This window comes from Mesorhizobium sp. M1163 (assembly GCF_040318415.1).
In the GTDB taxonomy this organism is placed as follows: Bacteria; Pseudomonadota; Alphaproteobacteria; order Rhizobiales; family Rhizobiaceae; genus Mesorhizobium.
In genome coordinates this window covers 95,550-120,472 of record NZ_JAMYMF010000004.1, presented here as the reverse complement: position 1 = coordinate 120,472, position 24,923 = coordinate 95,550, and the positions used below count along the sequence as shown (strand labels likewise).

The following is a 24,923-nucleotide window of genomic DNA, read 5'->3' as shown; positions in this document are numbered from 1 at the left end:
TTTCGATCAGTTTGGGCGGTTCGCCGATCGCGGCGCGAAGCGCGACAGGATCTGGATCAGCGACATGCAGCCCCAGGTGATGGCGAAGGCGATGATGGCAAGCGCCGCCGGCTCGTAGGCGCGGTTGGCGCCGACGTTCTGCAGATAGGGTCCGAAGGCAGGCCGGTTGAGCAGGCTGGCCATGGTGAATTCACCGATGACGATGGCGAAGGTCAGGAAGGCGCCCGACAGCACCGCGATCAGCACGTTGGGCAGGATGACCCGGGTGATGATCGTGCCCCAGCCGGCGCCGAGGATCTGCGCCGCCTCGGTCAGTGTCCGCACGTCGATGGTGCGAAGGCCGGTGTCGACCGCGCGATACATATAGGGCAGCGCCAGTGTCGCATAACCGATGACCAGCAAGGCATTGGCTCCTGTGTCGCTGGCCAGGAACGGCAGCGGCGAGTTCGACCCGTACATTCTGATGTAGCCGAAGACGATAACGATGGCTGGGATGACCAGCGGCAACAGCGTGATGAACTCGACGATTGGCCTGAGTTGCGGCAGCCGCAGACGAATCCAGTACGCCGCCGGCACCACCACCAGCACGCCAAGGACGATGGTGAAGATGGCAGCGACCACCGAATAGATGAAGGTCGCTTGGAAGCGGGGATCGCCGAGCACGACCTGATAGGCATCGAAGGAATACGCACCGCGCCGCATGCGCATGGAGAATTCCACGGTCGCGATAAGCGGAATGAAGAAATAGGCCGCGCCCAGCGCGAAGACGATCCAGGCCCAGAATCTGCCGGACTTCATTTGAGCCACCTCTCAGAGCGCGTCCGGAACCAGATGTAGAAGACATTGGCCAGCCCGGTGATGACGATCATGCCGAAGGCGATGGCGTAGCCGAGATGGGCATTGTGCAGCACGTCACCGCGGATCTGCGCGTAGAGCAGGATAGGGACGATGTTAAGCGAGGAGCCGGTCAGAGCGTAAGCGGTGGCGATGGCACCGAAGGCGTTGGCGAACAAGAGGATGACGGTGCCGAGGAAGCTTGGCCAGATCACCGGAATGACGACCATGCGCCAGAACTGCGCCTGGGTCGCGCCAAGCGTTGCCGCCGCTTCGCCCCATTCCTTCTTCAGCCCATCGATCGCCGGCACGATGATCACCACCATCAGCGGGATCTGGAAATAGACATAGGTCAGCGTCAGGCCCCAGAACGACAGGATGTTGAAACCATGGGCATAAATGTTGAAGCCGACCAAGACGTTGAGCAGCACCGTGGCGAGCCCAAGCCGGCCGAGCGTCGCGAGAAAGGCGAAGGCCAGCGGCACGCCGGCGAAATTGGAGGCCACGCCGGAGAAGGTCAGTGTCGCCGAGCGTATCCACTCCGGTAGCCCGCCGCGCACGATGGCGATGGCAATGGCAAGCCCCGCGAAAGCACCGATCAGCGACGAGGCAAGGCTGACCTTGATTGAGATCCAATAGGCGGCAACGATCGACGGCTGCGCCAAGGCCGCAATGTTTTCGAAAGTGAATTCGCCGGCATCGTTCCGGAATGCGCCCAGCATCAGATAGAGCGTCGGCAGGATCAGGAACATGATGGCGAAGACGAAGAAAGGCGCAACGCCAAGCCATTGCGTCGGCAGCCTCATGCTGCGGGCGTCGGCAGGAGGCGCGGTCTTCCCGGCAACAGCGTGATCGGACAACGAGATATCGGTCATGCGCCGGCTACCGTCCTGGAGGTATGCCGGGCGGCGATCTAAGCCGCCCGGCTGGTCTCAAGTTTTACTTGACGTTGGCGCCGACGACGGCATCCCAGTTCTTGGTGATGGCTTCCTTGGCCTTGCCCTGCTCGTCGAGCGTCGGGAACACCGCGGCTGCATAGGACTCGGCCGGCGGCAGCTTGGCCATTACGTCAGCCGGGAGCTTGCCGTTCTTGGCGAGGTCGTTGAAGCGGATCGGGTGACAATAGCCCTTCAGCCAGCCGATCTGGCCTTCGTCGGAATAGAGATATTCCAGCCATAGCTTGGCAGCGTTCGGGTGCGGAGCGTAGGCACTGATCGCCTGAACATAGACGCCGGCGACGACGCCGGTCTTCGGCACGACGACGTCGACCGGCGGATTGCCCTTCAGCGTATCGCGGCCGGCAAGGGCGTTATAATCCCAGGTCACAAGGATTGGCGTCTGGCCTTGGGCAAGCGTCGCGGGTTTGCCGATGACCGGCACGAAATTGCCGGCAGCGTTGAGCTTCTTGAAGAAGTCGAGACCGGCCGTGCCGGCAGCTTCGCCAGCAGCCGCACCGCCGGAAAGGCCAGCGGCATAGACGGCCTGGATGGCCTGGTTCGAAGCGCGCGGGTCACCGGCGAGCGCCACGGTATTGGCGAATTCCGGCTTCAGCAAGTCGGCCCAGTCGGCCGGCGCTTCCTTGACCAGGTCCTTGTTCACCAGGAACGAAAGCACGCCATAATAGTCGCCGGTCCAGAAGCCGTCGGCATCCTTGGCGCTGTCCGGGATCGAGTCCCAGGTCGATACTTTATAAGCCTGGATCAGGCCATCCTTCTTGGCGGTCGGGCCGAAGCTCAGGCCGACGTCGATGACGTCGGGCGCCTGCGGGCCCTTGTTGTCCTTGTTGGCCTTGATCGCCTCGACCTCGTCACCGGAGCCGGCATCGGGGTTGAGTTCGTTGATGGTGATCCCCGGATATTTTGCCTTGAAGCCGTCGATGACCGCGCCGTAGCCGCACCAGTCATGCGGCAGTGCGATGGTGGTGAGCTGGCCTTCAGCCTTGGCTGCGGCGACCAGTTCATCCATGGACTGGGCCGACGAGATGGCAGAGGTCGCCATCAGGGCGACGGCCGAAAGGGAAAGCAGTTTTCCCGTGAATTTGAACATGTGTTCTCTCCGTTGAACTGACGCCGTTGGACGCCTGCGATGCGGTATCGTTTTCGTGTGACAGCCAGATGAAAGCTTTGTGAAAGCGATGCCCTGCAGTACGAAAAAGTAAACTCTTTTTAACCGGCTGTAGCAACCGCTATGCCGTTATTTTTCCGGCTAACTAGTTTCGGCCTTGCCTTTCATCTTTCCCCCTTTCTTCGCCTCTTTCCCACGTGGATTTGCAATACGGAAGTTGCCTCAGACGGCGCCGGCGATGGCGTTTTCCAGCAGCGTCAGCGCCGCCTTCTTGGTCAGCTTGACCGGGTTGCCGCCGGCGGTCGGATCGACCACCGCCATGTCGGCGATCAGGCCCTTGCGCTTCTTGTCCATGTCGAGCCCCTTGATCAGGCCGGGCAGCGCGTGCGGCACCTTGAGCTCCTTGCGCAGCTTGATGACCGCCTTGGCAAAGCCGTTGAAGCCGCCCTTGATGCCGCAATAGGCGGCGAGCCGGGCGATGCGCGGCTCGATCGCCTCGCGGTTGAAGGCCAGCACGTAGGGCATGAACACGGCGTTGGTCATGCCGTGGTGGGTGTCGTAAAGCGCGCCGATCGGATGCGACAGCGAATGAATTGCGCCAAGTCCTTTCTGGAAGGCGGCCGCGCCCATCGCAGCGGCGCTCATCATATTGGCGCGGGCGACCAGATCCTTGCCGTTGGCATAGGCTTTCGGCAGGTTTTCGAAGACCAGCCTGATGCCTTCCACGGCGATGCCGTCGGCCATCGGGTGATAGCCCGGCGCGCAATAGGCTTCGAGGCAGTGGGCGAGCGCATCCATACCGGTGCCGGCGGTGATGAAACCGGGCATGCCGACCGACAGTTCCGGATCGGCAATGACGATCGCAGGCAAAAGTTTCGGATGGAAGATGACCTTCTTTGTGTGGGTCGCTTCATTGGTGATGACGCCGGCGCGGCCGACCTCCGAGCCGGTGCCGGCCGTGGTCGGCACCGCGATGATCGGCGCGATCGCATCGGCATCGGCGCGCGTCCACCAGTCGCCGACATCCTCGAAATCCCAGACCGGCCGCGTCTGCCCGGCCTGGAAGGCGATCAGCTTGCCGAGGTCGAGTGCCGAGCCGCCGCCAAAGGCGATGACGCCGTCATGCTTGCCCTTCTTGAACACGGCGATGCCGGCGGTCAGGTTGGAATCGACCGGGTTCGGCTTGACCTCGGAAAACACGCCATACGGCACCTTGGCGTCGTCGAGGATCTTCAGCGTCGAGGCCACCACCGGCAGCTTGGCCAGTCCCGGGTCGGTGACGAACAGCGGCCGCTTGATGCCGGTCGCCGCCAGCACCTCCGGCAGTTCCTTGATGCGTCCGGCGCCGAAGCGGACGGTCGTCGGGTAATTCCATTTGGAAACGAGTTTTGTCATTTCGACCTTCTTGACTGCTTTCATGCTCTCGGCTGTTGTTAATTCACAAAGGTATTGGCCACACGGTCTGACCGCATCATGTACGGAATCCAGATGACTGCGGCCCAGACCGAACGGTAAATGTCGCGCATCGTTTCTTTATCGAACGCATCGTCCAGCGATGGAAAGCTGTCGGGAAAAGCCAGATACCCGGCCCATGAATCGACAACGGAATATATCGGCATCGCGAATGCCCAAATCATGTACCAGCCGGGGAATATCTGCCAGCGCTTGAACATGAAGAACAATAATAGGGCCGGGGCTGTAAGGTTTAGTATGCCGGATATCACCAATTCGGCAACAATCAGCACACCTTGGGACAAACTGAAGGCCTGCCAGTTCTGTAACATGCCGAGATAGTCGGTATTGTGCAATTGTACCAACCCTAGTATCGGGGTGAGCATCAACCCGAGCATCGGCAGGACAAGCCAGCCGCCGATACCCTCGGGACCTTCACGATCCGGCAGCGCCGATTGTTGCGTATCCGCCATTACTCCCTCTCAACAGCGATCGTTGGCTTGCCGATCGCCACCTTAGATCACCTCGCGCAGATGGTATGATTTCGGCCTGGTCAGATTGTCGTAGCCGATGGCCGACAGTGCCGCGCCCTTGCCGGTGTCCTTGACGCCGGTCCAGACCAGCGCCGGATCGAGATAGTCGCAGCGGTTCATGAACACGGTGCCGGTCTCGACGCGGTCGCCGATCGCCGCCGCATGGTCCGTGTCGCGCGTCCAGATCGAGGCCGTCAGCCCATAGGGGCTGTCGTTCATCAGCGCGATCGCCTCCTCATCGTTGCGCACCTTCATGATACCGACGATCGGGCCAAAGCTTTCCTCGCGCATCACGCTCATCTGGTGGTCGACCTGGGTAAGCACTTCCGGCGCCAGATAGGGCGAGCCTTGCCTGTCGTTAGCCACCTTCGTGTCGATGTGCGCCTTGGCGCCCTTGCGTAGCGCCTCCGCCTTTTGCTCGCGGATCAGGTCGGCGAAGCGCGCCTGCGCCATCGGCCCCATGGTGGTCGCCTGGTCGAGTGGATTGCCGACGACGTAGTTCCTGGTCTCGGCGATGAAGCCTTCGACGAATTCGTCGTAGACCTTCTCGTGGACATAGACGCGCTCGATGCCGCAGCAGCACTGGCCGGAATTGAAGAAGGCGCCGTCGACCAGATTGGCAACGGCATGGTCCATCTTGGCGTCCGGCAGCACATAGGCCGGATCCTTGCCGCCAAGCTCGAGGCCGAGCGTCATGAAGGTGCCCGCCGCCGCCTTTTCGATGGCGCGGCCGCCGGCGACCGAGCCGGTAAAGTTGACATGGTCGATCTTGCCGGAGCCGAGCAGCCTTTCGGTCTGCGCATGGTTCAGAACGAGGTTCTGGAACAGGCCCTTGGGCAGGCCGGCTCTGTCGAACGCCTGCTGAAACCGTTCGCCGACCAACAATGTCTGTGCCGCGTGCTTGAGGATGACGGCGCTGCCCGCCATCAGCGCCGGCACGATCGTGTTGACGGCAGTGAGATAGGGATAGTTCCACGGCGCGATCACCATGACCACGCCGAGCGGCACCTTCTTCACATAGCGGCGAAAGCCGTCCTTCGGGTTGGAGGCCATGACCGGCTTCAGTGCCGCCTCGGCGATCTCGACCATGTAGCTGACGCGTTCCCTGACGCCGCCGAACTCACCGCCATAGCGCACCGGCCGGCCCATCTGCCAGGCGATCTCCGGCACGATCTCGTCGCTCATGGCGACCAGCGCTTCCAGCATGGCAAGCATGTACTTGCCGCGCTCGACGACCGGCGTCTGCGCCCACTTCTCCTGCGCCGCCTTGGCGCGCTCGACCGCGGCACCGATCGCCTGGTCCGTGGCCAGAGGCCGTTCGGCATAGATCGAACCGTCGATGGGGGATTTTATCTTGACCGTTTCGGTCATGCCTTGGGTCCTCGCATTCTACAATAATTCTCGTTGGTCACGCCGCTCTGGAAGGGACGAAACACCGGCGTTGGCCCCGTTCTTCACAGCGAGCGGGTAAAGGTGAGGGACGGGCGGCGCCGACATTGCCAGGTCATTTAATACCGCTCGAACCCCCTGTGCAGTTCCCAGTCCGTAATCCGGCGGTCGTATTCGAACTGTTCCCAGTGTGCCGTGTGGACGTAGTGTTCCAGCACATCGTCGCCGAGTGCCTGCCTCAGCATCTTCGATTCCACCAGCGTCGCGGTAGCGTCGCGCAATGTCTTTGGAATTTCAGGCAACTGCGAGGCCTGGTAGGCGTCGCCGACGAAGGGCTTCTGCAGTTCAAGCTTTTCATCGATGCCGGCAAGCCCGGCCGCGATCAGCGCGGCGAAAGCCAGATAGGGGTTCAAATCGGCACCGCCGATGCGGCATTCCATGCGGATGCCCTTGGTGCCCTCGCCGCAAAGACGGAAACCGGCGGTGCGGTTGTCCTCGCTCCACATGATCTTGGTCGGCGCAAAGGTGCCGGCCTGGAAGCGCTTGTAGGAGTTGATGTAGGGCGCCAGGAACCAGGTGAATTCCTTGGCATATTTGAGCTGGCCGGCTGCCCATTGCTGGCCGAGCGTCGACAGCGTCCACTCGGCATTTTTGTCGTAGAACAACGGCGTCTTGCCGTCGGCGCTCCACAGCGAATTGTGGATGTGGCTGGAATTGCCGGCGAGCCCGTAATTGTACTTGGCCATGAACGAGATCGCCTTGCCTTCGGACTCGGCGATTTCCTTGGCGCCGTTCTTCAGGATGACGTGGCGGTCGGCCATGTCGAGCGCTTCAGCATAGCGAACATTGATCTCTTCCTGGCCGGGACCCCACTCGCCCTTGGAATTCTCGATCGGAATGCCGGCCGCCTCCATTTCGTTGCGCAGCCGGCGCATGACGCCTTCTTCCTTGGTGGTGATGCCGATCTGGTAGTCGCCGATATAGGGCGATGCCGTCTCGAGGCCCTGCCAGTGCTTCCTGCGGGCGGAATCGTAGGTCTCGCTGAACAGGTAGAATTCGAGCTCGGACGCGAAATAGCCGATATAGCCGCGCTCCTGCAGCCGCTTGACCTGCTTCTTCAGCATGGCGCGCGGCGAATGCGCCAGGTCGTCATGGGTGTGGTGGTCGAGCACGTCGCAGATCACCAGCGCCGTCTTCTCCAGCCACGGAATGCGCCGCAGCGTCGCAAGGTCCGGCTTCATGACGAAATCGCCATAACCCTTCGACCAGCTCGCCGCCTTGTAGCCGGGCACCGGTTCCATATCGATATCGGCGGCCAGCAGGTAGTTGCAACCATGCGTCTCGTCATGCGCGGAATCGACGAAGTACCGGGCCAGGAACCGCTTTCCCACAAGCCGCCCCTGCATGTCGACGATGCAGGCCAGCACGGTGTCGACCTCACCGCTGGAAACCGCTTGCTTCAACTGATCGAACGAGAAATTTCCGGCCATTCTTACGGCACTCCAGCGCTTGTCGTTTTGAAAAGGGAATGAAACCATGGCCGGCGCGATGCCGGCCATGGTCATGAGAGAGCGTCAGGCGCCGGCTTCGCCGACAGCTATCTCGGCTGCCTTGATCGCCGCCTGGCGCTTCGCGATCTGGTCGCCGATGGGCGGACCCTGGAAGCGGCGGTTCTCGAAACCGAACCAAAGCACCGCAGTCAGTACAATGAAGCCCAGGGTGATATAGAGCACTTTGTCGTTCGGCGGCTGGATGGCGATGTAGAAGATGATCGCCATGCCGATGACCGACAGGATGCAAAACAGCTTGAACAGGCCGGCACCGAGATTCCATGGGCCGGGATTCGGCCATTTCGCCGTTCCGAAAGCCATCATGCCGAGCGCGATCGGAATGGTGAAGGACAGGAACAGGAACACCAGCGTCGAATTGACGACGATGGTGTAGATGTTGGTGCCGCCGATCGAAATGAACTGGGCAAGAAAGACATAGATGATCTCGAGGATCGCAGCTGTCCAGATGGCATTGACCGGCGTGCGCCAGGTTGGGCTGACTTTGGCGAGCCCGGCCGAACCGACCGGCATGCCGCCGTCGCGAGAGAAGGCAAACAGCATGCGCGAGGCCGAGGTCACCGTAGCGAGGCCGCAGAGGAACTGCGAGATCAGGATGGCCAGATAGAGCAGTGTCTTTAACCATCCTGGCAAGATCGCGTTCATGGTTTCGAAGAACACGGCCCACCCTTGCTTGGCGCCTGCCGCCATATCCGGAATTGCCAGCACGATCGCGCACAGCATCACCCAGCCGATCAGCGACGACCAGAGCACGGATGAAACGATTGCCCGCGGAACCGAGTGCGCCGCCCTCAACGTTTCTTCCGAGGTATGCGCCGACGCATCATAGCCAGTAATGGTGTAAACCGGCAGCAGCAGGCAGAGCAGGAAGAGATACGTCATGGAATCGGACTGCGGGAAAACACCGCCGCCCGCATCGCCCGAATAGTTCGTGAACGTCCACAACCGGGTGATGTCGATCGCTGGAGCAAACACCAGGCAGGCGACGATCAGCACCGCCGTCGCTCCGAGAATCAGGAAGCCGGACGCATCCGTCAGCATGGCGGTCAGCTTGATGCCGAAATGGTTGAACAGCGCCTGAAGGACCGTGATAATGGCAACAAAACCAACGACTTGAGCCGGAGACGCAACACCGTCGGTGGTAAGCCCTGCGCCGAAGGTCCCGTAGAAAAACAAAGACGTTCCGATGTTGATCGCGCCGAGCACGGTGATCAGGCCGAGCAAATTGAGCCATGCGGTAAGCCAGCCAGTGAAACGGTTCCCCAGAATGGATGCCCAGTGATAGAGGCCGCCGGCGGTCGGAAATGCCGAGGCGATCTGGGCCATGGCGAGCGCGAAAAATCCCGAAACCATGCACCCGACGATCCAGCCGATACCAGCGCCGGCGCCACCGATGGACGATGTCGCCTGCGCGAAGGAATTGATGCCGCCTGAGAGGATGCAGATGATCGAGAACGAGATCGCGAAATTCGAGAAGCGGCTCATGCTTCGCGACAGTTCCTGAGCATAGCCCATTCCGTGGAGAACTTTCAGGTCCTCCTTCTTGTCACCTTCGCTGTAACCCGGTGCTACCATTTTGAAGTCCCCTTTTGGTTTCTTAGCTGGCCGATTGAACTGACTTTCCGACTGCGCTTGGTCTGGAGGCCTTGGCCGCTTCGGGCTCCAGATTGAGAAAAATACCCGTGAGCAGATCCGCCCATTTCCGCTGCCCGGCTGCGCCGGAGATCTCGTCGTTGCGGATTTCGATCATTGCGCAGGGCAGCCCGCGCGAGCGGGCATGGCGTTCCAGCGTGAAATAGACGCGGTCGGCCGGCGAATAGGGTTCGTTGACGCCGACGGTGACGCCGGCGACCCGCTGCAGCGCCGCGATCAGCGGCGCCGCCAGCCGGCGGTCCTCGTCGTGGATAACGCCGATATGCCAGGGCCGGCTGCTGCCCTTGTAGACCGGGGTGAAAGAATGGACCGAGACCAGCCGCGTCTCCCGTCCGGCCGCCAGGCGCTCGTCGATGATCGTCGCGATCCGGTCGTGGAACGGCCGCCAAGCGAGCGCGATGCGCGCCTCCCGCTGATCGGCCGAAAGCCCCTGATTGGCCGGGACCACGGTTTTTTCGCTGGCGCTGACCGTCACTATCAGGTCCGGTGCATCGAGCGGGCGGTTGCAGTCGATGACGAGCCGCGAAATGCAGGTCTCGACCAGCGTCGCATCGAGTGCCTCGGCCATGCGGCGCGCCACCGGCAAGGCGCCGGGATCCCAGGCGATGTGGCGGGAAAGCTCCTCGGCGGCAAGTCCGAGCGTTCCGAATTCCGGCGGCAGGAAATTGGAGGCGTGGTCGCAGGTTAGCACGAAAGGGCTCAATCCGCCGGGGTTCGTCACCCTTACGGTTTCAGGCGATGCAAGGCTGGCGGGCCGTGCTGTCTCCATTGTCTGCCGTCCCCGGGGAGCGCTGTACCGTATGTTACGTATTTTGCCTCATTGCGTCCCTACGGATGATTTCATACAGTTTGGCCGGCTTTGTCAAACGCGATTTCGATAATGCGGTAACGGCCCGGCCAGGGTGGGGAAAAACATGGTTTCCAGCATTGCCGAACTGATCTCCGACCGCATCGGCACCATGCCGGCCGGCGAGCGGCGCGCAGCGCAAACGCTGATCGCCAGCTATCCGCTGATCGGGCTGAAGACGGTCGCCGAATTCTCGGCTGCCGCCGGCGTATCGTCGCCGACGATCCTGCGTTTCGTCGCCCGGCTCGGCTTCCAGAACTATCCGGAATTCCAGTCGGCGCTGCAGGACGAACTGGCGGCGCAATTGCAGTCGCCGGCCTCGCGCACGCTCAATCCGCCATCGCCGGGCAGCAGCGCCGTGTCGCCGATGCTGGAAGCGACGCTCGACAATATGCGCGAGACCTTCCGGCACCTTTCGGATAAGCAGCTTGCCGACATCGTCGCCAAGCTGGCCGACCGGCGCGGCAAGACATTCCTGATCGGTGGCCGCTTCACCGACCCGCTGGCGCGCTACATGGCCGCCCACCTCGCCATCATCCAGCCCAACGTTTTTCACCTCGGCGGGCAGGAAAGCGTCTGGCGCGACCGGCTGATCGACATGGGTAAACGCGACGTGCTGGTGATCTTCGACATCAGGCGCTACCAGGACAGCCTTGTCCGCTTCGCCGAGACGGCCAACCAGCGTGGCGTGCAGATCGTGCTGTTTACCGACCAGTGGCTGTCGCCGATCGCCCGCTTCGCCCGCCACGTCATCGCCGGGCGCACCGCCGTGCCTTCGGCCTGGGACTCATCCGCCGCACTTTTCGTCGTCGTCGAAACGCTGATCGGCGCCGTCACAAGGCAGCTCGAGGCCGACGGCACCAAACGCATCCGCGAGTTGGAAAGCCTACGGTAGAGCGGCCCTTCGGGCGAACGGTCTTCGTTGGGGTCTAGTCAACCAAAAGGCTGACCATCTGCAGGATCAGGATCAGCAAAAAGACGCCAAAGACAGACGCAAAGACCGCTGCCAACAGGACGATGCGTTGTTTCTTACCCACAGCTCCCTCGGGAAGGCATAGCTCCCCCACGATCACGAACGTCAGTCCTGCCTATCGCTCGGCTACCGTCCCAAGTCCTCAAGATCTGCCTGCGGCTTGGGCGGAGGAGTAATGACGAGTTGCTTCACGCGCGAAATGAACCGCTGGCCAAGGTGCTCGCTTAGGGGGACGGCTGCATCATTCATCCGACCCATGTCACGGCCAAATGACCACCTTGCTGCTGGGGCTTAACCATTTCAGCCGCAAGGCGTGCCATCGCCCCACTCCAGCTACTTTACCCGTGGCAAGGGTGATCGAAGTTCGGCTAGCCTTGGCGACGCGAAGCCGCTCATTGACCCACCATCAAACAGCGGTGAACTGCGCGGAGGAATTCGATGAGCTATCTGGACGAGCTGTTCTCAGTCGCCGGCAAGACGGCGCTGGTCACCGGCGCCGCCACCGGCATCGGCCGCATGGCGGCGACCGCTCTGGTCAGGGCCGGCGCCTCGGTGATGATTGCCTCGCGCAAGGGCGAGGATTGCGCCAAGGTAGCGGACGAGCTGAACGGGCTTGGGGCATCCGGCCGGGCCGAGGGTTTCGCCGGCGACGTCTCCAGCGAGGCCGGCATTGCAGCGCTTGTCGCCGAGGTCAGGGCGCGGACCGAACGGCTGCATATCCTGGTCAACAATGCCGGCATCTCCTGGGGCGCGCCGCTGGAAAGCTTTCCCTATCATGCCTGGGCCAAGGTGTTCGGCGTCAACGTCACTGCGGTCTTCTATGTGACGCGCGAATTGCTGCCTCTGCTCGAGGCTGCTGCCAGCGAGGCCGACCCGGCCCGGGTGATCAATCTCGGATCGGTGATGGGCACGCAGCCTTTGGCCGAAGACGCTTACTCCTACTCGGCCTCGAAGGCTGCGGTTCACCACCTGACACGCATCCTGGCGATCGAGTTGGCCGCCCGACGCATCACCGTCAACGCCTTTGCGCCCGGCCCTTTCCAGAGCCGGATGACGGCCTTCGCCACCGGCACCGAAGACCAGGCAAGACATGTCGGCAACCACGTTCCGATCGGCCGCATCGGCGCGCCGGATGACATTGCCGGCGCAACGCTCTATTTGTGCAGCCGTGCCGGCAGCTATGTCACCGGCGCCATCCTGCCGATCGATGGCGGGCAGTCGGTGCAACACGGGCTGACATTGTTCAAGGAATGAGACGCACGCCATCCGGCGAGTGAAATGCCGGGGGTGAAGATGGAGGACATCAGCGTGGAACCGATCAGTCTCGATGTGCTTCTGGCCAACGTCGGCAAGGAAGTCGGCGTGTCGCCATGGCGGGTGGTCACGCAGCGCATGATCGACCAGTTCGCCGATGCCACCGACGACCATCAGTTCATCCATTGCGATCCGGAGCGCGCCAGGCGCGAGACGCCGTTCGGCGGCACCATCGCGCACGGCTTCCTGTCGCTTTCGCTGTTGTCGGCAATGACCTTCGAAACCATGCCGCCGCTGGAAAACAGCAAGATGGGCGTCAATCACGGCTTCGATTCGCTGCGCTTCCTGGCGCCGGTGAAAACCGGCTCGCGCATCCGCACCCGCTTCGTGCTGGCCGATGTCAAGGTCAGGCCGTCGGGCTGGGTGCAGACTGCGCACGACGTGACGATCGAGATCGAGGGCTCGAAAAAACCGGCGCTGACCGCGCGCTGGCTGACGCTGACGCTGATCGAACGCCAGCCGGAAGCGGTTTGACTGGCATCCGGGCCTGGGAACCTAAATCTATTTGGCTTCGGCCGCGACGTACTTCATGTGGCGGCTCACCTGCAGCGCAATGTAGACGACCAATGAGCAACCGATTGGGAACACGATCTCGTTGAGGCCGGTTGCGATAGCCTGTGGCAGTGCCAGAGCAGCGTCGTTCGCCGCGGCCGTCTCAATCGTCAGCACCGTGATGCCGCCACCGAATACCGCGCCTATCAGGGCGCCTGCCAGCGCGAAATGAAGCGGTCGGGGTTCTTCCTTCGATGCCAGCGACGCCAGTATCCAGCCGAGCAGCCCGTATTCGATCGCCCGCAGGACGCCCAGCGTCGTGAGCGACAGGATGGCCGGCTTTGCCGCCGCGTCGAGCGCGCTGACCATGACCTTTTGCGTCCCCTTGGCGATGCCCATGGCCAGCGGTGCCGAGATCGCGGCGATCAGGCCGCCGAGCGAGGCTCGCACTTTGGCGAGCGCCGTGCCGAGGCTGACGCCGGCGCAGACGAAGAACGACCAGGTCACGCCTTGCGCCAGTTCGATCAGGATCAGCGTCGTCGCCGGGTAGGAACCTGCCGCAAATCTGACGGTCAGAATGAGAGCCTCCATGGCGAAGCCGAGCGCGATCGCCAGCCATGCGACCATGACGACGCGCCTGAGCGCCATCCTGGCGCGATGGGAAAGCGGGTTCACGTCCGGCACGCCGGACGAAAGCTCAGTCAGGGCCATGTTGGCCTCCCAGATCACAATTCTTGCAGAGCCGCGAATTAGCGTTTGTCTGTAACAGTCCGATGTTGCCGGCTTTATTGCCGGGTTACATCGTTTTGTGACGTCAAGCTTCTGCTTCGTGCCACCCTTGCCCGACGTCGTACAGCGTATATATGCTGCATCCAGCCATCAGTTATTAAAGGCAGTCGAACAATTGCAGCTAAGCGTCCAGGAGCGCCGCGAAAAACAAAAGGCCGAACTGCGTTCCGAACTTGTCGACGCCGCGCACAAGCTTGTCCAGGAAGAAGGCTATGACGGCCTCACCATCCGCAAGCTCGCCAAGCGCGTCGGCTATGCGCCGATGTCGGTCTATTCCTATTTCGCCGACAAGCAGGACATCCTGTTCGCGTTGGCCGAAAACGCCTTCGAGACCCTGGCCAGGCACATCGAAAATCATACGGCCGACGACCCGATCGAGGCGCTCAAGGCGGTGCTGGTCGAATATGCCGCCTTCGGGCTCGAGAATCCCAACGAATACCGCACCGTCTTCATGACCGAAAAAGTCAGGCCGCCGGCCGGCAAGACGTTCGCCGAAATGCAGAGCGGCAACCCGGCGATGAAAGTGCTGATCGAGAGGGTCGAGGCCTGCGTTGCCGCCGGCAGGCTCAAGGGCGATCCGCGCGCCATCGCCACCATGCTGTGGGCGGTCGGCCACGGCGCCATCTCGCTGCTGATCACCTTCCCGTTCTACCCGTTCGGCGACCAGACGACGTTCATCACACGGATCGGCAACATCATGCTCGAAGCGATCGCCGCGCACGAGATTGCGCCCCTCGGCCCGCCGGTCAACTGCTGAGGAGCGGCGCTCCTCCCGATCTGTAAAATCTTTCTCCGAACGATCCGCGCTCCGGTGCCGAGCGTCCGGCAATTCCTGCGCCTAATTTCTCCGTACGTGTACGATTTTTGCTTGAACTCCCTCAGCCTTGGGCGTATCTGTACGCAATACCGTACATGTACGAATTCACTAGCTGGAACCGGAGACCGATCATGAAGAAGGCAATTCTCACGCTCGCCGCCCTGCTGGCGCTCTCTGGCGCCGCAATTGCCGGCAGCAATCAGACAGGCAAGCAAGAAGCGGCCTGCATCGACACCAAGACCGATGTGAAGCTCGATTGCGCGCCGACCGGATCGCTTGAAAATGCCGATACCGAGACCCACAAGGCCGGCAGCAAGGGCCCGAGGCTCGGCATCGGCATCGACCCGTGGATCGTGCCCAGCAGCTTCTGAGCCGACCGGCGATAATATGCGGCGATGAACCGAAAGGGCGGCAGCAATTTCCGGCCGCCTATCTTGCCGGCCTCAGCCCTGCTTTATCGCGCCGTGCAGATCACTTCTTACGCTTCTGTCCCGCCACCCTCTTCGCCTTGCCGGGTCTTGCCGGCGCGCCGGGAATGGCCGTTCCGGTGATCGACACCGGATCGCTGGCCGGAAACGTATCCTCGAGGCCTTCCTCGAGTTCCTCTTCGACATCCGCCTCAGTGCGCTGCTCGTGTTCGAAAGAGCGCACGGCCGGCGTCTTGGCCGGCAACTTCGGCGCGGAGTTCGACGGCATTTGCATTCTCCCTCGGCTCGCTGTCGCAGAACTGCTGGGCGCGGCGAACATTGCTATGCTGCCGCGTCGCGCGCTGCCTCCGACAGAAAAGTAAAGACATAGTCGGAGAAGGAACGCCAGCATTCGACGCGGAACGCGTCGGCCGCCGTGCGCAACAGCACGATTTCGACCTTGCCGAGAATGGTGCGCGATGCCGCCCCGATCGGAAAGGCGTCGAGCGACAAATCCTGCGGGCAGCCGGCATTGATCGTCGTCGCGGCAGCCGGTCCGGTGACCGATACGGCGACGTTGCGGTGCGAGATGCCGACCGCCGAATGCAGCGCGGAAATCTTGGCGCAATCGGCGAGTGGATCTTTGCCGCTTTCATCGATGACCAGCCATTCGTCCGGCCCGAGCCACAAGGCGGTCCGTCCAGCCTTTGCCGCCGAGGTTTTCGGCCTTAGCGGCAGGGCGATGCCAAGTGCTTTCGAAAGTGCCGCGATCGAGGCGTCCGGCGCGCGCAGCGATATGCGTTCGGCCGGCGGCAGCACGACAAGTGTGACGCCGGTGGCGGAAAGCGACTGGCCGGCGACAGCCGGACGGCGTTCGACCGACGGCCCGGCGACGGCGGTTTTCACAGCGGCCTTAGCCATTGAGGCGCTCCCCCTTCTCGTCGAAGAACACCATACCGGTGACCTCCACCTCAATCACCCCGTTCGGCATCGGTACATAGAGCGTCTCGCCCATGCGATCGCGGCCGCCGGCGACCAGCCCCAGTGCGATCGAGCGGCCGCAATTTTGCGACCAATAGCTCGACGTGACATGGCCGATCATCTTCATCGGGATTGCCTGCTTCGGGTCCGCGACGATCTGCGCTCCCTCCTCCAGCACCACCTTGGGATCCCTGGTCTTCAGGCCGACAAGCTGCTTGCGGCCCTTGGCGACCAGATCCGGCCGCGCCATGCCGCGAATGCCGACGAAGTCGGCCTTCTTCTTGCCGACCGCCCAGTCGAGCCCGGCGTCGTTCGGCGTCACTGTGCCGTCGGTATCCTGGCCGACGATGATGTAGCCCTTTTCGGCGCGCAGCACATGCATCGACTCGGTGCCGTAGGCACAGGCGCCATGCTTCTGGCCCTCGGCCCATAGCGCTTCCCAGACCGCCTCGCCGTAATCGGCCGGCACATTGACCTCGAAGCCGCGCTCGCCGCTGAACGACATGCGAAACAGCCTGGTCGGTACGCCGCAGATCCGGCCTTCGCGCACCGACATATGCGGCAGCGCCTCATCCGACATGTCGATGCCCTCGACCAGCGGTGCGATGATGTCGCGAGACTTCGGCCCCTGCACGGCAATGACCGCCCACTGCTCGGTGATCGAGGTCAGCCAGACGTTGAGATGCGGGAACTCGGTCTGGAGATAGTCCTCCATATGGTTCATGACGCGCGGCGCGCCGCCGGTCGTCGTCGTCACATGGAAACGGTCGGGTGCAAGCCTGCCAACGACACCGTCGTCATATATGAGACCGTCCTCGCGCAGCATGATGCCGTAGCGGCAGCGGCCGGGCTCGAGCTTCTCCCATGGATTGGTGTAGAGCAGTTCCATGAATTTGGCCGCATCCGGCCCGACCACCTCGATCTTGCCCAGCGTCGAGGCGTCGAACAGGCCGGCCGTCTTGCGCACCGTGACGCATTCGCGGTCGACGGCCGCATGTATGTCCTCGCCCGGCTTCGGGAAATACCAGGCGCGCTTCCACTGGCCGACATCCTCGAACATCGCGCCTTGACGCTCTGCCCAGGGATGGATCGCCGTCTTGCGGGTCGGGTCGAACAGGGGACCCCGCGCATGCCCGACGATCGAGCCGAACGTCACCGGCGTATAGGGCGCACGGAACGTCGTCAGCCCGACCTGCGGGATCGGCTTGCCCAACGTCTCGGCGGCAATCGCCAGGCCGTGCATGTTGGAGGTCTTGCCCTGGTCGGTCGCCATGCCGTTGGTGGTGAAGCGCTTGACGTGCTCGATCGAGCGCATGCCCTCATGCACCGCCTGGCGGATGTCCTTGGCGGTGACGTCGTTCTGGAAGTCGACGAACGCCTTTACCGTCGTTTCTGCCCCGGCGCCGGGCGCCGCACCCAGCATGCCGCGCGACCAGCTCTCGCTGGCATCGACTTTCGGCTTGGTTCCCTTGGCTGGCTTGCTGCCGGCGTCCTTGGCGCCCGCTGCATAAGCCTCGTCGATCGTCGCCGACAGCCCGTCGGTGCCGTTGCAGGCGCCGACCGATACGCAGTCCTGCGCATAAATTCCGGGCACGAAGCGCTTGGTCTCGTCGTTGAAGGCGACCTTGCCGCGCGATTGCGAGAACAGATGCACCGATGGCGTCCAGCCGGCCGACATCAGAATCGCGTCAACCGGGATGGTGCGTTCGCCGCCGCCATTCTTCGGCTGCACAGTCATTGACGACACCCGCAGCTTGCCGCCGGCGCGGATCACCGCGCGACCGAAATTAACCTCGATGCCAAGCGCCCTCGCCTCGTCGATCGCCGGCCCGGTCGGATTGTCGCGCAGATCGACGATCGCCGCCACGTTGATGCCGGCCTTCTTCAGGTCGATCGCCGCCGCATAGGCGGAATCGTTCGCCGTATAGACGCCGATATTCCTGCCGACCGCGACGCCGTAATGGTTGAGATAGGTGCGCGCCGCCGACGCCAGCATGACGCCGGGACGGTCGTTGTCGGCAAACACCATGTGGCGCTCGATGGCGCCGGTCGCCAACACCACGCGTTTGGCGCGAACCTGCCACAGCCGCTCGCGCGGCAGGTCGCGGCCGGGGCTCTGCAGATGGTCGCTGACGCGCTCAACCAGTCCGACGAAATTCTGCGCGTAATAGCCGAAGGCCGTGGTGCGCGGCAGTACGCGGACATTGTCCATCGCGCTCAACTTGGCGAGAGCGGATTGCGCCCAGGAAAAGCCGTCCTGGCCTTCGATCTTCGCCCCGCTCTCGAAGCGAAGGCTGCCGCCGAATTCCGCCTGCTCGTCGGCAAGGATGACGCGCACGCCGGTTTCGGCGGCAGCCAATGCCGCGGCAATACCCGCCGCACCACCGCCAAGCACCAGCACCTCGCAATGGGCGAAGCGCGCCGAATAATGGTCGGGATCCGGCTGGTCGGGGGCGACGCCGAGACCGGCCGCGGCCCGGATCTTAGGCTCGTAGAGGTTCTTCCACGCAGCCTTCGGCCACATGAAGGTCTTGTAGTAGAAGCCGGCCGAAAGCATCGGCGAGGCGATGCTGCTGACCGCACCGATGTCGAAGGCGAGCGACGGCCAGCGGTTCTGCGACTGTGCCGTCAGCCCGTCATAGAGTTCCTGTACCGTGGCGCGGACGTTCGGCGTCTTGCGTGCCGCGTCGCGCTTGATCTCGACCAGCGCGTTCGGCTCTTCGGCGCCGGCCGACAGGAAGCCGCGCGGCCGGTGGTATTTGAACGAGCGGCCGACGAGATGGACGCCATTGGCAAGCAGCGCCGAGGCCAGCGTGTCGCCCTCGATGCCGGTATAGGGGCGGCCGTCGAAGCTGAAGCCAGCTATCTTTGCCTGCTTGAGCCGCCCGGCGCCGGCAATGCGGAACGTCGCGCTCATTTGGCGGCTCCCGGCAGCTTCGCCGGCTTTGGCTCGCCGGCCTTGTAGGTCATCAGGAACCTGTCGCTGACGGTGTCGCGCACGGCGTTGAAGAACCGCGCGCAGCCATGCATGTGCCGCCACCGCTCATAGATGATCCCCTTGGGATTGGAGCGGATGAAGAAGAACTTTTCGAAGTCGTCGTCGCTCTCGCCGGCGATGTTTGGGGAACGCGCAATATGCGCCTCACCGGCGTTGCGGAATTCGAGCTCGGGACGCTCTTCCTCGCAATAGGGGCAGCGGATGAGAAGCATGGTTGGTCCTACAGTTCGCCGTGGCCGACGCGAGCGCCGGCAGGTTGGTCGCAAAGCCTCTGACCCATCGTGACGAAAGGCGCGACGAGCCGGATGCGCTCCTCGATGCTTGCCGCAGGGCGAAACAGAGCGCGATTGGCCATGTTGCCGATGGTCAGTTGGATTGGATCGGTGGTGACGATGACGCCGCGCGGCTGGAAAGGCTCGTCCGGATCCAGATCGGAAGGACGGGCCTCGAAGAAGAGGACGATCTTTCGCCCGCCGCTCCAGACGCAGGTCAGCATGCCGTCATCGATGGAAAACGGCCAGTCGGCCTCGTTCCCGGCGCGACTGATCGGCTGCGTGCGCACCTCGTCCGGTGACGGAAAATGAAACAGGCCTTGCTCGCCGGCGAGCATCAGCGGCATGGCGACGGCCATCTCGGTCATCATCAGTGCGCCACCGCCGCCGCCGCCGCCTCGTCGATGAGGCGGCCGGTGCGGAAGCGCTCGATGGTGAAGGGTGCGTTGATCGGGTGCGGATCGTCCCTGGCGATCGTATGGGCAAAGACGTGGCCCGAACCCGGCGTCGCCTTGAAGCCGCCCGTGCCCCAGCCGCAATTGACGTAGAGGCCGGGCACCGGCGTCTTGGCCAGGATCGGCGAACGGTCCGGCGTCACGTCGACAATGCCGCCCCATGAGCGCAGCATCTTCATGCGGGTGAAGATTGGGAACATCTCGCAGATCGCGTCGAGCGTGTGCTGCAGGATGTGCAGCCCGCCGGTCTGCGAATAGGAGACATATTGGTCGGTGCCGGCGCCGATGACCAGCTCGCCCTTGTCGGATTGCGAGATATAGGCATGCACCGTGTTCGACATCACCACGCAAGGCACCACCGGCTTGACCGGCTCCGACACCAGCGCCTGCAGCGGATAGCTTTCCAGCGGCATGCGCACGCCGGCCATGTTCATGATCACCGAGGAGTGGCCGGCGGCGACCACGCCGACCTTCCTGGCGCCAATGAAGCCGCGCGTCGTCTCGACACCGGCAACCGCGCCGTTCGGCGCGCGTTTGATGCCCGTGACCTCGCAATTCTGGATGATGTGGACGCCGCGCGCCGAGGCGCCGCGCGCATAGCCCCAGGCGACCGCATCGTGGCGCGCCGTGCCGCCACGGCGCTGCAGGGCAGCCCCCATCACGGGATAGCGCGCATCGCGCGAAATGTTGAGTGGCGGACAGAATTCCTTAGCCTGCTCCGGCGTCAGCCATTCATTGTCGATGCCGTTCAGACGGTTAGCATGGACGTGGCGCTTCAGGACCTGAATGTCGTGGATGTTATGGGCGAGCATCATGACGCCGCGCGGCGAATACATGACGTTGTAGTTGAGTTCCTGGCTGAGCCCGTCCCACAGCTTCAGCGCATGGTCGTAGATGCCGGCGCTCTCGTCATAGAGATAGTTCGAGCGGATGATGGTGGTATTGCGGCCGGCATTGCCGCCGCCGAGCCAGCCTTTTTCCAATACCGCGACGTTGGTGATGCCATGCACGGTGGCGAGGTAATAGGCTGTGGCCAGGCCGTGGCCGCCGGCGCCGACGATGACGACGTCATACTCCTTCTTCGGCTCCGGCGAGGACCACTGTTCCTCCCAGCCCTTGTGGCCGCGCATGGCCTCGCGGGCGATAGCGAATACCGAGTATTTCTTCAACGTTGCAGGCCTCGCAAATGGCGGCCGGGCAGATCAGCCAACCCCGGCGCGCGAGCTGTATCACTAGCGAAACCGCACTGCCAGCCTTGCACTGTTTGCGACGGCGCTTGCCGTTTTGCGCCGTGACGAAAAAGAGGTATGCGACGTGACGGGCGATCAAACCAAATCCGAAGCACCTCGCGGGTATCGGGTGGCCCGCGCCGCCTCGATCTGCGACCAAGCATCCCGATTGCCGGCAAGGGCTGGCGCGAAGAAAAGGATGCAGAAAATGTTCGCACTTACCGACAAAGTCGCCATCGTCACCGGCGCCAGCTCCGGCATCGGCCGCGCCACGGCCAAGGTGTTTGCGGAGGAAGGCGCCAAGGTGGTCGTCGCAGCCCGCCGCCAGGCGGAGCTCGATGCGCTGGTTGCCGAAATCGAAGACGCCGACGGCACCGCCGTCGCTCTTGCCGGCGATGTCCGCGACGAAGCCTACGCAAAAGCCCTCGTCGACCTGGCGGTCGGGAAATTCGGCGGGCTCGACATCGCCTTCAACAATGCCGGCTCGGTCGGTAGGATGGGGCCGGTTTCGGAGCTGTCGCTGGAGGGCTGGCGCGAGACGCTCGATACCAATCTGACCAGCGCCTTTCTCGGCGCGAAATACCAGGTGCCGGCGATGATCGATCGCGGCGGCGGCTCGCTGATCTTCACCTCCACCTTCGTCGGCCACACCGTCGGCATGCCGGGCATGACCAGCTATGCCGCAAGCAAGGCCGGACTGATCGGGTTGACGCAGGTGCTGGCCGCCGAATATGGCGCCAAGGGCATTCGAGTCAACGCGCTGCTGCCGGGCGGCACCGACACGCCTTCGGCGACGTTCAAGACACCTGAATCGCGAGCCTTCGTCGAAAACCTGCATGCCTTGAAGCGCGTCGCCGAGCCTGAGGAGATCGCCCGCTCGGCGCTCTACCTGGCGTCCGACGCATCGAGCTTCACCACCGGCGCGGCGCTGTTCGCCGACGGCGGCGTCTCGATCACCCGGACGTGAGGGTTCGGAGGGCGCAACGCATGCCCGCCAGCCGAAATGTCGCGAACCGGCCCTTGATTTTTTCGGCGATTTGACGATTCCGTCTTCTCCTCGAAGACGGGTTGGAAACATGTTGCTGATCAGGACCTATATCGCTGCAAGCGCAATCGAAGGCGTCGGCGTGTTCGCCGCCGAGCCGGTCCGGAAAGGCGCGCAGATCTGGCGTCTCGATCCGGACTTCGACCGGCTGATCCCGATGGAAAAATACGAGACGGCGCCGCCGCACCTCAAGGAATTGCTCGACAGATATGCCTATCCCAGCCAGGACCGGCCGGGCTTCATGGTCTATGAGGTCGACAATGGCCGCTTCATGAACCATGCCGACAAGCCGAACACCGATTTTTCGCAATATGGCGGGGCCACGGCGATCCGCGATATCGCCGCCGGCGAGGAGATAACCTGCGACTACGGCGAGTTCTTCGAGGGTTTCGAGCAGCTCCACCTGGCCACGGCCCTGGCCACGGCATAGCGGCGTCTATCTGGCCCAAGGCGAATTTTGTTCTTGCTTTGTGCCGGCAGCTATGCTACTAAACTGCGTATGGTGCTGATTCACACCAGAGACCCGCCGCCGAGGCGGGTTTTTCGTTTCGTGATCGGCACCGCCTCTCAATCGGCTGTGGACAGCGCCCCTTGATTCTGCTATCAGCCGCCCCAATTCGTGGTGTAACGCGCCGCGGAGGCTTGTGGCTATGGCCGCTTGCCTGTTGATTTCAAACCGAAAGACAGGATTGCACGTGCAGGTACTCGTCCGCGACAACAATGTTGATCAGGCGCTTCGCGCGCTCAAGAAAAAGATGCAGCGCGAAGGCATCTTCCGCGAAATGAAGATGCGCGGACATTACGAGAAGCCTTCCGAGAAGCGCGCCCGTGAAAAGGCGGAAGCCGTGCGCCGCGCCCGCAAGCTGGCCCGCAAGCGCGCCCAGCGCGAAGGCCTGCTGCCGATGACGCCACGTCCGGTCGCAGCCGGTGCTGCCGGTGCCGGTGCTCCGCGTCCGCCGCGGTTCTGACGTCAATTTTTCGTCCTTTTCCAAGGATATCCAAGGTGGCGCGATGCGGAATCGCCGCCACCTTTTTGTTGTGATTTCGATCCGGTCCGAGAGGACCGGTTGGGAGAGATGCCGGTTCGGAGGGGGAACGGACCAGACGGCGCAGTAAGGACAGGGCAGACATGGACGCAATCACCGTAAAGCGCAGAACCGCGTGGCGCGGCCTCGCCCTGACGGCAGCCCTGCTCTCCGGGTTGGCGCTTGCCGGCTGCCAGAGCGTTCCGACCGGCGAGTTCAACAACATCGACAAGGCGCAAGCCTCGACCGAGAACATCTCCTCGCTGTCGGCGGTGATCCAGCGCAACCCCCAGGATCCGGAAGCCTACAATGTGCGCGGCTCGGCCTATGGCCGCGGCGGCCAGTACCAGGCGGCGCTGAAGGACTTCAACACCGCCATCCAGCTCAATCCGAATTTCTACCAGGCCTATTCCAACCGGGCGCTCATCCAGCGCTTCCTCGGTGATCAGGCAAGCGCGCTTGCCGACTACAACCGCTCGATCCAGATCAATTCCAATTATGACGCCGCCTATATCGGCCGCGGCAATCTCTACCGCAAGGCAGGCCGGGTCCAGGAGGCGTTCAACGATTTCCAGAAAGCGATCCAGCTCGACACGACCGACGCGCGCGCCTATCACAATCGCGGCCTGATCTACCAGAGCCAGGGCCAGCACGCCTTTGCCATCGAGGATTTCTCGACCGCCATTTCGCTGGCGCCGGATGCTTCCGAGCCTTACAACGGACGCGGCCTCTCCTACCTTGCCATGAACGACGAGGACAATGCCTTCGCCGACTTCAACATGGCCATCAAGCTCGACGGCAAGAACGCCGAGGCCTGGTCCAACCAGGCGCTGATCTACGAGCGGCGCGGCGACAAGGTCAGGGCCGCGAAATCCTACCGCGAGGCAGTGCACCTCAATCCGACCTACCAACCCGCCAAGGACGGTCTGGCCCGCACCAGCGCCGCCTGACCGGGCCGGTTTTATCGGGCCTCCGTTCCGCACTCCGACAACCCTGCGTTTAGTCTGCCTTGCTGGCGCCAAGTTTTCGGCGGAACGCTCGGCGTGCTCAGCCGTTGTTCAAAGCCATTTGGAAAGGACCCTCCCATGATCAAGCAACTTGCCTGTGCCGCCGCACTCGCCACAACCGTCGTTGCCGCTCCCGCCAGCGCCGGCAAGCTCCAGCTCGGCGTGCTCGACTGCACCATCGACGGCGGCACGGCCTATCTGGTCACCTCCAACAAGGGTGTTTCCTGTGTCTTTCGTCCGCATCGTGGCGGCCCACCCGAAGTCTATACCGGGGTAATTTCCAAGCTCGGCGTCGACGTCGGCCGGACGCATCAGGGCCAACTGGCATGGGCGGTTCTGGCAGCAACCCGCAACCACGATGAAGGCGATCTTGCCGGCAGCTACTATGGCGTGAATGCCGAGGCGAGCGTGGTCACCGGTGGCGGCGCCAATCTTCTGGTCGGCGGCCTTGGCAGCGCCTTCTCGCTGCAGCCGCTCAGTGTCCAGGCGCAGACCGGCGTCAATCTGGCGGTCGCCGTCACTTCGCTGGACTTGATCCATTCCTTCAAATAGCGGCGTAGCATGGCTCCCCGAGCAGCCGGGCAGCGTAGGTGTCGGCCTGCGAATAGCTGCCGAAAGCTCATGGATTCCGGCAGGCCCGCTCCGCAGAGGATGGGCCGCCCTGATGTTCAAAGTTGCAGCGCTCGAAGATCACGGCATGGATCCTAGGATCCATGCCGTTACCGTGACCGAAGATTGCGGCGATCCAATATTGCTTACATCTTCGGCCTGACCAGGAT

27 protein-coding genes are annotated in these 24,923 nt (G+C 62.9%); 10 read left to right on the top strand and 17 right to left on the bottom strand.

Annotation, left to right across the window (positions count from 1 at the left end; translation table 11 throughout):
• Positions 1 to 6: 6 nt before the first annotated feature.
• From NKH43_RS05725 to NKH43_RS05685, 9 genes are all read right to left on the bottom strand, one after another.
• Positions 7 to 798 carry an ABC transporter permease gene (locus NKH43_RS05725; protein WP_352845548.1) on the bottom strand — a complete coding sequence of 264 codons (792 nt, stop codon included), beginning with the start codon at positions 796 to 798 and terminating at the stop codon, positions 7 to 9.
• Positions 795 to 1,709: an ABC transporter permease gene (locus tag NKH43_RS05720; protein ID WP_352845547.1), complete on the bottom strand. Its 915-nt coding sequence runs from the start codon at positions 1,707 to 1,709 to the stop codon at positions 795 to 797. The genes NKH43_RS05725 and NKH43_RS05720 overlap by 4 nt, the downstream gene beginning before the upstream one ends.
• 64 nt (positions 1,710 to 1,773) lie before the next feature.
• Positions 1,774 to 2,880, bottom strand: a complete 1,107-nt coding sequence (locus tag NKH43_RS05715; protein ID WP_352856950.1) for an ABC transporter substrate-binding protein — start codon at positions 2,878 to 2,880, stop codon at positions 1,774 to 1,776.
• A gap of 240 nt (positions 2,881 to 3,120) precedes the next feature.
• Complete coding sequence (locus tag NKH43_RS05710; RefSeq protein ID WP_352856948.1) at positions 3,121 to 4,293, bottom strand: iron-containing alcohol dehydrogenase; 1,173 nt, start codon at positions 4,291 to 4,293, stop codon at positions 3,121 to 3,123.
• A gap of 38 nt (positions 4,294 to 4,331) precedes the next feature.
• The gene (locus NKH43_RS05705; protein WP_352856946.1) at positions 4,332 to 4,823 is read right to left on the bottom strand and encodes a DUF2569 domain-containing protein; all 492 of its coding nucleotides are present in this window, start codon (positions 4,821 to 4,823) and stop codon (positions 4,332 to 4,334) included.
• A 42-nt stretch (positions 4,824 to 4,865) separates the two neighbouring features.
• Positions 4,866 to 6,254 carry an aldehyde dehydrogenase family protein gene (locus NKH43_RS05700; protein WP_352856945.1) on the bottom strand — a complete coding sequence of 463 codons (1,389 nt, stop codon included), beginning with the start codon at positions 6,252 to 6,254 and terminating at the stop codon, positions 4,866 to 4,868.
• Positions 6,255 to 6,391: 137 nt separating this feature from the next.
• Positions 6,392 to 7,762 (bottom strand): glutamine synthetase family protein, encoded by a 1,371-nt coding sequence (locus tag NKH43_RS05695; RefSeq protein ID WP_352815552.1) that lies wholly within the window; start codon positions 7,760 to 7,762, stop codon positions 6,392 to 6,394.
• A gap of 84 nt (positions 7,763 to 7,846) precedes the next feature.
• Positions 7,847 to 9,415 (bottom strand): amino acid permease, encoded by a 1,569-nt coding sequence (locus NKH43_RS05690; RefSeq protein WP_352484627.1) that lies wholly within the window; start codon positions 9,413 to 9,415, stop codon positions 7,847 to 7,849.
• A 22-nt stretch (positions 9,416 to 9,437) separates the two neighbouring features.
• Positions 9,438 to 10,262 (bottom strand): N-formylglutamate amidohydrolase, encoded by an 825-nt coding sequence (locus tag NKH43_RS05685; RefSeq protein ID WP_352484629.1) that lies wholly within the window; start codon positions 10,260 to 10,262, stop codon positions 9,438 to 9,440.
• Positions 10,263 to 10,407: 145 nt separating this feature from the next.
• Here NKH43_RS05685 and NKH43_RS05680 point away from each other — a divergent pair, with 145 nt between their 5' ends.
• The gene (locus NKH43_RS05680; protein WP_023719035.1) at positions 10,408 to 11,235 is read left to right on the top strand and encodes a MurR/RpiR family transcriptional regulator; all 828 of its coding nucleotides are present in this window, start codon (positions 10,408 to 10,410) and stop codon (positions 11,233 to 11,235) included.
• A gap of 34 nt (positions 11,236 to 11,269) precedes the next feature.
• Here the strand turns inward: NKH43_RS05680 and NKH43_RS05675 are convergent, their stop codons facing one another.
• Complete coding sequence (locus NKH43_RS05675; RefSeq protein WP_352484631.1) at positions 11,270 to 11,413, bottom strand: hypothetical protein; 144 nt, start codon at positions 11,411 to 11,413, stop codon at positions 11,270 to 11,272.
• A gap of 338 nt (positions 11,414 to 11,751) precedes the next feature.
• Between NKH43_RS05675 and NKH43_RS05670 the strand changes: the two genes are divergently transcribed.
• Both NKH43_RS05670 and NKH43_RS05665 read left to right on the top strand, forming a co-directional pair.
• On the top strand, positions 11,752 to 12,567 hold the full coding sequence (locus NKH43_RS05670) for an SDR family oxidoreductase (RefSeq protein ID WP_023719033.1): 816 nt from the start codon (positions 11,752 to 11,754) through the stop codon (positions 12,565 to 12,567).
• A gap of 39 nt (positions 12,568 to 12,606) precedes the next feature.
• Positions 12,607 to 13,101, top strand: a complete 495-nt coding sequence (locus NKH43_RS05665) for a MaoC family dehydratase (RefSeq protein WP_031194015.1) — start codon at positions 12,607 to 12,609, stop codon at positions 13,099 to 13,101.
• Between the two features lie 27 nt (positions 13,102 to 13,128).
• On the opposite strand, the gene NKH43_RS05660 is transcribed toward NKH43_RS05665, so the two are convergent.
• A complete protein-coding gene (locus tag NKH43_RS05660; protein ID WP_156948069.1) occupies positions 13,129 to 13,830 on the bottom strand; it encodes a hypothetical protein in 702 nt (233 codons plus the stop codon).
• Between the two features lie 193 nt (positions 13,831 to 14,023).
• Here NKH43_RS05660 and NKH43_RS05655 point away from each other — a divergent pair, with 193 nt between their 5' ends.
• Both NKH43_RS05655 and NKH43_RS05650 read left to right on the top strand, forming a co-directional pair.
• Positions 14,024 to 14,665, top strand: a complete 642-nt coding sequence (locus tag NKH43_RS05655) for a TetR/AcrR family transcriptional regulator (protein WP_352590534.1) — start codon at positions 14,024 to 14,026, stop codon at positions 14,663 to 14,665.
• A 191-nt stretch (positions 14,666 to 14,856) separates the two neighbouring features.
• The gene (locus NKH43_RS05650; protein ID WP_352484636.1) at positions 14,857 to 15,096 is read left to right on the top strand and encodes a DUF680 domain-containing protein; all 240 of its coding nucleotides are present in this window, start codon (positions 14,857 to 14,859) and stop codon (positions 15,094 to 15,096) included.
• Between the two features lie 100 nt (positions 15,097 to 15,196).
• Here NKH43_RS05650 and NKH43_RS05645 read toward each other — a convergent pair whose 3' ends face one another.
• Genes NKH43_RS05645 through NKH43_RS05620 form a run of 6 tightly spaced genes read right to left on the bottom strand, consistent with a single transcriptional unit; the run spans position 15,197 to position 21,007 of the window.
• Positions 15,197 to 15,421 carry a hypothetical protein gene (locus NKH43_RS05645; protein WP_023719028.1) on the bottom strand — a complete coding sequence of 75 codons (225 nt, stop codon included), beginning with the start codon at positions 15,419 to 15,421 and terminating at the stop codon, positions 15,197 to 15,199.
• A 53-nt stretch (positions 15,422 to 15,474) separates the two neighbouring features.
• On the bottom strand, positions 15,475 to 16,053 hold the full coding sequence (locus NKH43_RS05640; RefSeq protein ID WP_023719027.1) for a sarcosine oxidase subunit gamma: 579 nt from the start codon (positions 16,051 to 16,053) through the stop codon (positions 15,475 to 15,477).
• The gene (locus tag NKH43_RS05635; protein ID WP_352856942.1) at positions 16,046 to 19,030 is read right to left on the bottom strand and encodes a sarcosine oxidase subunit alpha; all 2,985 of its coding nucleotides are present in this window, start codon (positions 19,028 to 19,030) and stop codon (positions 16,046 to 16,048) included. Before NKH43_RS05635 ends, NKH43_RS05640 begins: the two co-directional genes overlap by 8 nt.
• On the bottom strand, positions 19,027 to 19,323 hold the full coding sequence (locus NKH43_RS05630; protein ID WP_023719025.1) for a sarcosine oxidase subunit delta: 297 nt from the start codon (positions 19,321 to 19,323) through the stop codon (positions 19,027 to 19,029). The genes NKH43_RS05635 and NKH43_RS05630 overlap by 4 nt, the downstream gene beginning before the upstream one ends.
• Before the next feature lie 8 nt (positions 19,324 to 19,331).
• On the bottom strand, positions 19,332 to 19,754 hold the full coding sequence (locus NKH43_RS05625; RefSeq protein WP_352484640.1) for a hypothetical protein: 423 nt from the start codon (positions 19,752 to 19,754) through the stop codon (positions 19,332 to 19,334).
• Complete coding sequence (locus NKH43_RS05620; protein ID WP_352856940.1) at positions 19,754 to 21,007, bottom strand: sarcosine oxidase subunit beta; 1,254 nt, start codon at positions 21,005 to 21,007, stop codon at positions 19,754 to 19,756. The genes NKH43_RS05625 and NKH43_RS05620 overlap by 1 nt, the downstream gene beginning before the upstream one ends.
• A 268-nt stretch (positions 21,008 to 21,275) precedes the next feature.
• On the opposite strand from NKH43_RS05620, the gene NKH43_RS05615 reads away from it, so the two are divergent.
• The 5 genes from NKH43_RS05615 (at position 21,276) to NKH43_RS05595 (ending at position 24,696) form a co-directional block, all read left to right on the top strand.
• Positions 21,276 to 22,034, top strand: coding sequence for an SDR family oxidoreductase (locus NKH43_RS05615; protein WP_352484642.1), 759 nt, complete (start codon positions 21,276 to 21,278; stop codon positions 22,032 to 22,034).
• Between the two features lie 109 nt (positions 22,035 to 22,143).
• Entirely contained in the window at positions 22,144 to 22,542 is a 399-nt protein-coding gene (locus NKH43_RS05610) for an SET domain-containing protein (RefSeq protein ID WP_023719021.1), read from the top strand.
• 265 nt (positions 22,543 to 22,807) lie between these two features.
• Entirely contained in the window at positions 22,808 to 23,080 is a 273-nt protein-coding gene (gene rpsU, locus NKH43_RS05605) for a 30S ribosomal protein S21 (RefSeq protein WP_023675331.1), read from the top strand.
• Between the two features lie 161 nt (positions 23,081 to 23,241).
• A complete protein-coding gene (locus NKH43_RS05600) occupies positions 23,242 to 24,087 on the top strand; it encodes a tetratricopeptide repeat protein (RefSeq protein WP_352484643.1) in 846 nt (281 codons plus the stop codon).
• Between the two features lie 135 nt (positions 24,088 to 24,222).
• The gene (locus tag NKH43_RS05595; protein WP_023719019.1) at positions 24,223 to 24,696 is read left to right on the top strand and encodes a DUF992 domain-containing protein; all 474 of its coding nucleotides are present in this window, start codon (positions 24,223 to 24,225) and stop codon (positions 24,694 to 24,696) included.
• The last annotated feature ends 227 nt before the right edge of the window (positions 24,697 to 24,923 follow it).